General features: G+C 69.0%; 8 protein-coding genes and 1 tRNA gene. 8 read left to right on the top strand and 1 reads right to left on the bottom strand.

All coding sequences use genetic code 11. The features are described from left to right. On the bottom strand, nt 1-627 hold a 627-nt coding region (locus ACEN88_RS18285; RefSeq protein WP_413341802.1), incomplete at its 3' end, for a poly-beta-hydroxybutyrate polymerase N-terminal domain-containing protein. Between the two features lie 132 nt (nt 628-759). Here ACEN88_RS18285 and ACEN88_RS18280 point away from each other — a divergent pair. From ACEN88_RS18280 to ACEN88_RS18245, 8 genes are all read left to right on the top strand, one after another. Further along, nucleotides 760-830: transfer RNA gene (locus ACEN88_RS18280), tRNA-Cys, on the top strand. Nucleotides 831-992: 162 nt separating this feature from the next. Continuing rightward, nucleotides 993-2,018, top strand: a complete 1,026-nt coding sequence (locus ACEN88_RS18275; protein WP_413341800.1) for a LacI family DNA-binding transcriptional regulator — start codon at nt 993-995, stop codon at nt 2,016-2,018. Beyond that, entirely contained in the window at nt 2,018-3,286 is a 1,269-nt protein-coding gene (locus ACEN88_RS18270; protein WP_413341798.1) for an extracellular solute-binding protein, read from the top strand. Before ACEN88_RS18275 ends, ACEN88_RS18270 begins: the two co-directional genes overlap by 1 nt. Further along, a complete protein-coding gene (locus ACEN88_RS18265; protein WP_413341796.1) occupies nt 3,283-4,353 on the top strand; it encodes a carbohydrate ABC transporter permease in 1,071 nt (356 codons plus the stop codon). The genes ACEN88_RS18270 and ACEN88_RS18265 overlap by 4 nt, the downstream gene beginning before the upstream one ends. Next, a complete protein-coding gene (locus ACEN88_RS18260; RefSeq protein WP_413341794.1) occupies nt 4,350-5,222 on the top strand; it encodes a carbohydrate ABC transporter permease in 873 nt (290 codons plus the stop codon). Before ACEN88_RS18265 ends, ACEN88_RS18260 begins: the two co-directional genes overlap by 4 nt. 15 nt (nt 5,223-5,237) lie before the next feature. Then, nucleotides 5,238-6,215 (top strand): family 43 glycosylhydrolase, encoded by a 978-nt coding sequence (locus tag ACEN88_RS18255; RefSeq protein ID WP_413341792.1) that lies wholly within the window; start codon nt 5,238-5,240, stop codon nt 6,213-6,215. A gap of 32 nt (nt 6,216-6,247) precedes the next feature. Next, complete coding sequence (locus ACEN88_RS18250) at nt 6,248-8,596, top strand: GH32 C-terminal domain-containing protein (protein WP_413341790.1); 2,349 nt, start codon at nt 6,248-6,250, stop codon at nt 8,594-8,596. Further along, nucleotides 8,578-9,008 (top strand): ABC transporter ATP-binding protein (locus tag ACEN88_RS18245; RefSeq protein WP_413341789.1); only part of this gene is annotated, 431 nt, incomplete at its 3' end. The genes ACEN88_RS18250 and ACEN88_RS18245, both read left to right, overlap by 19 nt.

Below are 9,008 nucleotides of genomic sequence, written 5' to 3'. Positions count from 1 at the left end.
CGGCATGGCCAGCGCGCGGCGCATGTCCGTGCCCGCGCGGGCCATGCCGTGCACGAGGTTCTGCCCGCCGCTGGCGAGCGTGACCTGCTGCGCGACGGGATTGGTGGCGATGAAGTTCGACGGCGCGATACCGTCGAGCAGTTGGCGCGCGACGAACGTGACCACGTCGCCGTGGTGCGACGACACGCCCCGCACGCCGGCCGTGGCCCGGTGCCACCATTGCTGCGTGAGCAGGAAGCCCTGGCTCAGCTGGTTCCACGGCCACGCATGCCAGAGCGGATCGCTGAAGCGCTTGTCCTGGGCCAGCGGCTGTACGGGCTCGGCCGGCGTGCCGAACATGGCGCTGGCACTGTACTGCAGCCAGCGCTGCATGTTGCTCGCGGCCTGCACGCCCAGCTCCAGCTGCTTGGCGGGCGAGAGCAGCAGGTGGGTGGCCCAGTCGTGCCACGCGCCGGCCAGCGCCGCCGGCGACACGTAGCCGGTCAGGCGCCCCAGCGCGGCGTTCAGCGCGAGGTCGACGTGCGCGTGTTCGACGCTGGCCTCGGGATAGCGCGGCCGCGCGCCGCCCTGCCACGTGCTGGCCTCGCGCCGCTGTTCGCTTGGCGGGATGGCGGACAGGATGTTCATGATGCGATGCCTCCGAAGCAGGGCTGGAAGCACGTTTGACCGGAATCCGGCGAGTAAGTGCCGCACCATGGCGGTGCGTTTGCTTGATATGGCACAGATACCCGTCATGGATGCCCGCCTATGATTGTTTACGGCGAGGTAGCAAAGCGGTTATGCGACGGCTTGCAAAGCCGTTCAGACGTGTTCGACTCACGTCCTCGCCTTTCACTCTTCTTCCACACCGCTCCCCCACCTGAAGTTGTTGACCCCGGCCCGAAAAGCCGATAGCATTCGGTCAAATGACAACGTTGGACAATTTGCGGTGAAAGACCACCGCGACGCCGACGTTGACCAGTTCGAAGACCCGAAGGGGCGGAGGAGACGAGGTGTCGACCATTCACGATGTCGCCGAAAAAGCCGGCGTATCGATCAAGACCGTGTCGCGCGTGCTGAACGATGCGAGCAGCGTGTCGGAAAAGACCCGCCAGCGGATCGAGCACGCCATGCAGGCGCTCGACTTCGCGCCGTCCGCCGCCGCGCGCATGCTGCGCGGGCGTCCGACCGATCTCGTGGCCGTCATCGCGGACCAGCTCACCACGACCCCCGATTCGTCCGAGATCATCAAGGGCATCCAGTCCGTCTGCGAAGACCTGGGCAAGATGCTCATCATCGGCGAGACGGGCGGACAGGCGCACGTCGCCAGCCGCCTGGTGGCCGACATGCGCACCCGCCGTGTGGAGGCGATCATCTTCGCCACCACGTTCCACCGTCCCGTGACGGTCACCGACACGCTGGGCCAGACGCCGGCCGTGCTCGCGAACTGCTTTGAAGCGGCATCCCGGTTCGCGGAGGTCATCCCGGACGACGAGGGCGGCGGCTATGCGGCGGCCGAGACCGTGCTGCGCGCGGGCCACCGCAAGATCGCGTTCCTGCAGCTGATCGAGGGCATGGTGGCGACGCGCCTGCGCCTGCAGGGTTTTCGCCGCGCCATGCAGGACCACGGCGTACGGCCGAACGACGCCTGGCTGCTGCACGGCGCCACGCCCGGTGTCGAGGACGAGTTCGCGCAGTTGCGGACGACGATCGACGGCCTGTTCGCGGGCGCCGAACGTCCCACGGCCATCCTGTGCGGGAACGACAAGATGGCGATCCGCGTGATCTTCCTGCTGCAGCGGCGCGGCCTCCGGGTGCCGGAAGACGTGTCCGTCGTCGGCTTCGACGACTTCCGGCTTCTGTCGGAGGCGTCCGATCCCGGCCTGACGACCGTCACCCTGCCGTATCGCGAGATCGGTGCGCTCGCCGCGCGCCGGGCGCTCGCCAAGGACCTGGAGCCGGGCATCGTCCGCGTGCCATGCCGCGCCGTGCTGCGCGGTACCGTGGCGGCGCCGTCGGGCGGCAAGGCGGGACAATGATGAAACGGGCGCTGCTTCCGGTACTCGCCATGGTGGCGTCGCCCGCCCTGGCGGCGCCCATCGACATTACTGTGTGGCGCCACGATACCGGCGACGCCGAAATGGTCGCGAGCCGGAACATGGTCGACCGGTTCAACCGCGCCCAGGACAAGTGGAAAGTCGTCGTCGAGACGATCCCGCAAGGCACGTACACGGAATCGATCACGGCGGCGTCCCTCGTCGGGCACCTGCCGTGCGTCATGGCGATCGACCAGCCGGCCGTGCCGAACTTCGCGTGGGCCGGCACCATCCGTCCGCTCGACCGGCTGCTGCCGGCATCGGCGGTGCAACCGTTGCTGCCGGGCGGGCGCGGCACGTACCAGGGACGCCTCTACAGCGTGGGCCAGTTCGACGTCGTGCTGGCGCTGTTCGCGCGCCGGTCGCGGCTCGCCGCCGAGGGCATCCGCGTGGCGACCATCGAACGGCCCTACTCGGCGCGCGAACTCCACGACATCCTCCTGAAGGCCAAGCGCGCCGGCCATTACCGCTATCCGCTCGACCTGAACGGCAAGGCGACAGGCGAGTGGTTCAGTTATGCCTTCTCGCCCTGGCTCGAGAGCGCCGGGGCGGACCTGATCGACCGCGGCGACTACCTGCGCGTCGAGGGTGTGCTCAACGGCGACCCCGCCGTGGGTGTCGCCCGCTACTACGGCCGCCTGTTCAGGGACCGTCTCGCCGAACGCAATCCCGCCGACGACAAGAGCTTCGAACAGGGGCGCTCGCTGCTCCAGTACACCGGGTCGTGGAAGGCGCGCGACTACAGCGAACGCTTCGGCGACGATCTCGTCGTGATGCCGCCGCCCGATTTCGGCCATGGCCCCCGGATCGGCGCGGCGTCCTGGCAGTGGGCGGTGTCGAGCAGCTGTCCTTATCCGGCGGGTGCCGCGGCGTTTCTCGAGCACGTGCTGTCCGCACGGGAGATGGCCGAGTTCTCGCGCATGACCGGGCTGGTCCCGGTCACGGCGGATGCCGCGGCGCTCACGGCGCACTACCGCCCGGGCGGCGCCTGGCGCATCTATTTCGACTTCGCCGCTCGCTATGCGCGGCCGCGGCCCGCGACGCCGGGCTATCCCGCGATCTCGGCTGCGTTCGAGAAAGCCATGGCGGATGTCCGTGCCGGGAAGGATGCGGCCGAGGCGATGGACGAGGCGGTCGAGACGATCGAACACGACATCGCCCGCAACGGCGGCTACGGATTCATCCGGCACGAAGCGGTGGCGCGCCAATGAAGACACTGCCCGGCCGCGACCATCCGCTGGCGATCGCCGGCTTCGCCGGTCCGGCGCTGCTGCTGCTCGGCTTCTTCATGCTGTTGCCGCTGCTGATCGCGGCCGGCGCCACGTTCACCGATCACCGGCTGGTGTCGCCGGCGCCGACCCGCTACGTCGGCCTGGAGAACTACCGGCGCCTGCTGGCGCTGCAGGTGGTCGAGGTGGGGCCGCTGCGCGACGCGGCAGGCGCGGCGTTGCGCGACGAGGAGGGCATCCGCTTCCCCACGTGGCGCCAGACGCGCCGCGCGCAGCCGCAGCTGGCGCAATACCGGCCGGCGTGGCAGGTCCAGCTGGGCGAGCGCCGGTTCGTGCTGGCCGCGACGGACCCGCTGTTCTACCGCTCCCTCATCAACACCTTCCTGTTCGCGCTGCTGGTGCTGCCGCTGCAATGCGGCGCGGCGCTGGGGCTGGCGCTGCTGGTGAACCAGCGCATCGCCGGGCGCGTCTTCTTCCGCACCGTGTATTTCGCGCCCGTCGTGACGTCGATGGTGGTCGCGTCCATCGTCTGGTCGTTCATGCTGAACACCGACCGCGGCATGATCAACGAACTGCTGCGCGCCGTGACGGGCGATCCGAACGTCGGGCCGGACTGGCTGGGCGAGCCCCGCTATGCGCTGCCCGCCATCGCCATCATGTCGGCCTGGCAGGGCGCGGGATTCCAGATGCTCGTGTTCCTCGCCGGCCTGCAGTCGATCGCGCCGGAGCTGTACGAGGCCGCGACCCTGATGGGCGCGAATGCGTGGCAGCGCTTCGTGCACGTTACCTTGCCGGGGCTGCGCAACACGATCGTGTTCGTCGTCGTGTCGACCCTGCTGCTGGCGTTCGGCCTGTTCACCCAGGTCGACGTGATGACGCAGGGCGGACCGCTCGATTCGACGACGACCGTCGTGTACCACGCCGTGCGCTCCGGGTTCCGCCAGCAGGACATCGGGTACGGCTCGACCATCGCCATGGTCTTCTTCGGCATCGTGCTGCTGGTCGCCGTGCTGCAGCGCGTCCTCCTCGCGCGGGGAGAGAACGCATGAAGCCGTTCCTCCGCACCGCCTTCCTGGTCGCCGTCATGGGCGTGCTCGGCGTCGTGTTCGCGGCCCCGCTGCTGTTCATGTTCGCGTCGTCGTTCAAGCGCGACGACGCCATCTTCGCCAACCTCGCCAGCTGGTCCGCCTTCGTCCCCGATGCGGGATGGTCGCTGGCCAACTACGCGGCGATCTTCGAGCGCAGCAACCTCCCGCTGTTCCTGCTGAATTCCACGATCATCGCGGCGTGCGTCGTCGTCGGCGGCGTCCTGGTCAACAGCATGCTCGCGTTTTCCCTGAGCCGCATGCGCTGGCGCGGCCGCCGCGCGGTGCTGGCCGTCGTGGTCGCGCTGATGATCGTCCCGTTCGAAGTCATCGCCATTCCCCTGCTGTCGCTGGTCGCGCGCCTGCCCTGGCCCGGCATCGAACAGGGCGCGCTGACGTGGCACATCGGCTGGTTCAACAGCCTGCACGTGCAGATCATCCCGTTCCTCGCCAACGCCTTCTGCGTCTTCCTGTTCTACCAGTTTTTCCGCGACATCCCGCGCGAGCTGGACGAAGCGGCCAGGATGGACGGCGCCGGGCCGTGGACCCTGTTCTTCCGCATCATCCTGCCCAACAGCCGCCCGGTGATCGCGACGGCCGCGATCGTGCTCTTCATCGCGGCGTGGAACCAGTACCTGTGGCCGATCATGGTCGTGCAGGGCGAAGCGGCGCGCCCCGTGCAGCCGGGCATCCAGCAATTCTTCGGGCGTTCCAATTCCTGGGGCCAGATCATGGCCTACGCGTCCGTGGTCACGCTGCCCGTGCTCGCCGTATTCCTCGCGTTCCAGCGCCAGTTCGTCGCCTCGGTGGCGGGTTCCGGCATCAAGGGCTGAATCGATTCAATCATCATGACACTCAAACTCGACGACAAATACATCTGGGATTTCTGGCACTACGCGGAAGGCGACGCCCAGCACCTGTTCATGCTGCAGGCCGACCGCGCGATCGGCGATCCGGACCTGCGCCACTGGAACGTCTCCATCGGCCACGCCGTGTCGCGTGACCTGCGGCACTGGGATTACCGCGGCACCGTGTTCGGGCCGTCCGCCGGACCCGCATGGGACGACTTCACGACGTGGACCGGTTCCGTGATCCATGCGGAAGGCCGCTACCACCTGTTCTACACGGGCACGTGCCGCGCCGAGAACGGGCTGCGCCAGCGCATCGGCCACGCGACCTCGAGCAGCATCGACGGCCCGTGGACCCGCGTCGGCGACGGCCTCGCGCTGGATCTCGACGAACGCTTTTACGAAGAACATGCGGAGGGCCGCTGGCACGACCGCGCGCTGCGCGACCCCTGGGTGCTGCCGGACCGGATCGACGGCATGTACCACATGTTCTTCACGGCGCGCCGCAACGACGGCCCCATGTTCGAGCGCGGCGTCATCGGCCATGCCGTCTCGCCCGACCTCGTGCACTGGGAAGCGACGGCGCCCGTGTACGAGGGCGGCCACTACGGCCAGCTGGAAGTGCCGCAGGTGTTCGCGCGCGACGGACAGTGGTTCTGCACCTTCTGCAACGTGCGCGACCACTGGGCCGAGGCGCAGCGCGCGCAGCAGGGCGGCGGCGTCTCGGGCACGCACTACCTCGTGGCCGGGAATCCGCTCGGCCCGTGGCAACCGGCCGAAGGCTTCCTGGATGGCGACGTACCGTGCCGGCGCTACGCGGGCAAGATCCTGCGCGACCCGGTGACGGGCGAGGACTGCCTGATGGCCTTTCTCGATGCGGGGCCGGACGGCCGGTTCGTCGGCCAGATCAGCGACCCGATCCCGCTGCGCTTCGAGCATGGCCGCTACCGGCTGGACGACATTTTGGCACCGGAATGACAACGATGGACAACCATCATTGAGGAGACACCGTGATTCCCTTTGACCAGACAAGCCGGCCGTGGCGGCGCGGGGTGGCTGCAATGCTGCTGGCGCTGCTCGCGCCGGCCCGTGCCGGAGCGGCGACCGACATCGCCGCCTGGCCGCTCGACGAGCAGCGCGGCAGCAGGACGATGGAAGCCGTCTCGGGCCGCCACGACCCCGTCGACTACGTCTTCAACCATGCCCGCTTCAAGCCGGATTCCGATCCGCTGTGGCGCCCGGCTGCGGCGTGCGTCAAGGGCGGCTGCCTGCTGTTCGACGGCTACTCCACGGACATCACGGCACCCGGCCTCGCGGCGGCGCAGCTGGGCGCCGGCTGGACGATCAGTGCGTGGGTGGCGCCGCATGCGTTCGAATGGGGCGACGGCGGCCAGTACTCGGCGTTCCTCAGCCAGTTCGACGAGGGCAGCAAGACCGGTTTCGCGTTCGGGATGTATCGCTTCGGCACCTGGGGCATCAAGCTGGGATTCGGCAGCGCGGAATTCGACCTGCGCGTGAGCGACCGCAAGCTGCCGAAGGACGCGTGGTCGCACGTGGCGGCCAGCTACGATCCGCGCGGCCGCGTGGTCCGGCTATTCCTCGACGGCGAACAGGTGGCGGCCGGCACGGTGCCGGCGGAAGGCAGCTTCGCGTTGCCCGCGCGGGCGCTGACGATCGGCCGCTATTCGCAGCCGCGCACCGTGGAAGGCGTGTTCCAGCTGAATACCTTCCTCGGCCTGATGGACGAGGTCCGCATCACGGCGGGCGCCGCGACGGGGGAGGATATCGCCCGCAAGGTGCACGCCGACCTGGCGGCCCACGGCGGCAGCGCGCCCGCGCTGGCGCAGGCCGACGTGACCATCGCTCCCGTCACGTTCGCCGGCGACCGCCATCGCCCGCAGTACCACGCAATGCCGGATTCCGGCTGGATGAACGAACCCCATGCGCCGTTCTACCAGGACGGCCGCTACCACCTGTTCTTCCAGAAGAACCCGTTCGGCCCGTTCTGGCACCAGATCCATTGGGGCCACTGGGTCAGCCCGGACATGGTCCACTGGCGCGAACTGCCCATCGCGCTGGCGCCGGAAGACGACACGCTCGCGCCGGACGGCATCTGGTCCGGCAGCGCCACGCATGCGCGCGACGGCACGCCGGTGCTGTTCTTCACGGCGGGAAACGACAAGGCGCCCATCCACGAGCGCACCGGTCTCGCGCGGCCTGCGGACGCGGACCTGGTGCGGTGGACGAAGTATCCGGTGCCGGTGACCGAGCAGCAGCCGGGCCCCGGGCACACGGGCGATTTCCGCGACCCGTTCGTGTTCCGCGACGATGCCGGCGACCGCTGGTTCCAGCTTGTGGGCTCGCGCATCGCGGGCGGCAGCGGCACGGCGCTCGTCCACGAATCGTCCGACCTCGTCCACTGGCGTTATCGGGGGCCGCTGTTCACGCTCGATGCGAAACGCTATCCCGGCTTCGACAAGACGTTCGAGCTGCCCGTGCTGCTGCCGATCGGGATGGGGACGGACGGCCGCCCCCGTCACGTGTTCCTCACGGACGTGGGGGCGCAGGCGTACTACTGGATCGGCGTGTTCGACCCCGCCGCCGCGCGCTTCGTGCCGGACCGCGAGGCCCCGCGCGTGTTCGACCTGGGCGATCACCATTTTTCCGGTCCCAGCGGTTTTATCGATCCAAAGACGGGTCGCACCATCGTCTTCTCGATTGCCCAGGGCGAACGCAGCCTGCGCGACGAATGGGCGAGCGGCTGGGCCCACAACGCGGGCCTGCCCTTGACGCTCGCGATCGGCCCGGACGACGACCTGCGCCTGGCGCCCATCGACGAACTCCGGAGCCTGCGCCAGGAGGTGTTGCTGGACCTGGCCGACGTCACGCCCGCCGCTGCGGCGGCCCGGCTGGCAACGATCAAGGGCGACGCGCTGGAAGTGGAACTGGACATGGAACTTGAACCGGCGGCGGACGGCCTCGCGCGGCGCGGGCTCGTCGTCCGCAAGACGCCCGACGATGCCGAGCACACGGACCTCGTCGTGGATACCGCGCGCGAGCGTTTCGAGATCGACCGCACGCACACGACGCGGGATGCGGACGCCCGCTCGCGCGGCGTGCAGGGCGGCGCGTTCGACCTGCGCGGCGAGCACGTGCGCCTGCGCGTATTCGTGGACCGGTCGATGGTCGAAGCCTATGTCAACGAACGCAAGAGCATCACGAGCCGCATGTATCCGTCGCGGCTTGACGCGACCGGGCTCGGTTTGATCGCGGCGCCGGGCGACCGTGTCGTCAGGCTGAAAGTATGGCGCATGGGCGGGCTGGATGCGGGGGCCTCGGCATGGCATCCATCACGTTGACCGGCGTGGGCAAGACCTACGCCGGCAAGCACGCCAACCGCGTCCTCGAGAACATCTCGTTCTCGATCGCGGACGGCGAGTTCGTCGTGCTGGTCGGTCCTTCGGGCTGCGGCAAATCGACCGTCCTGCGCATGATCGCGGGCCTGGAAGAGGCCAGCGGCGGCGAGATCCGCATCGACGGCGCGCGCGTCAACGGGACGCCGCCGGCCCGGCGCGGCCTGGCGATGGTGTTCCAGGGCTATGCGCTGTACGCGCACATGACCGTGTTCGAGAACATCGCCTTCGGCCTGCGCCTCGCACGCGTGCCGAAGCAGGAGGTCGAGGCATCCGTACGCACGGTCGCGTGCATGCTGCAGCTCGAGCACCTGCTGGACCGCAAGCCGCCGCAGCTGTCGGGCGGGCAGCGCCAGCG

This window comes from Massilia sp. CT11-108 (assembly GCF_047302915.1).
Classification (GTDB): domain Bacteria; phylum Pseudomonadota; class Gammaproteobacteria; order Burkholderiales; family Burkholderiaceae_D; genus Telluria; species Telluria orientalis.
This window is presented reverse-complemented; position numbering and strand designations above follow the sequence as displayed.

Excerpts from the sequence above, each read along its gene's own strand:
- ACEN88_RS18260 (WP_413341794.1), top strand. The coding sequence starts at position 4,350 with ATGAAGCCGTTCCTCCGCACCGCCTTCCTGGTCGCCGTCATGGGCGTG.
- ACEN88_RS18265 (WP_413341796.1), top strand. The coding sequence starts at position 3,283 with ATGAAGACACTGCCCGGCCGCGACCATCCGCTGGCGATCGCCGGCTTC.
- ACEN88_RS18255 (WP_413341792.1), top strand. The coding sequence starts at position 5,238 with ATGACACTCAAACTCGACGACAAATACATCTGGGATTTCTGGCACTAC.
- ACEN88_RS18270 (WP_413341798.1), top strand. The coding sequence starts at position 2,018 with ATGAAACGGGCGCTGCTTCCGGTACTCGCCATGGTGGCGTCGCCCGCC.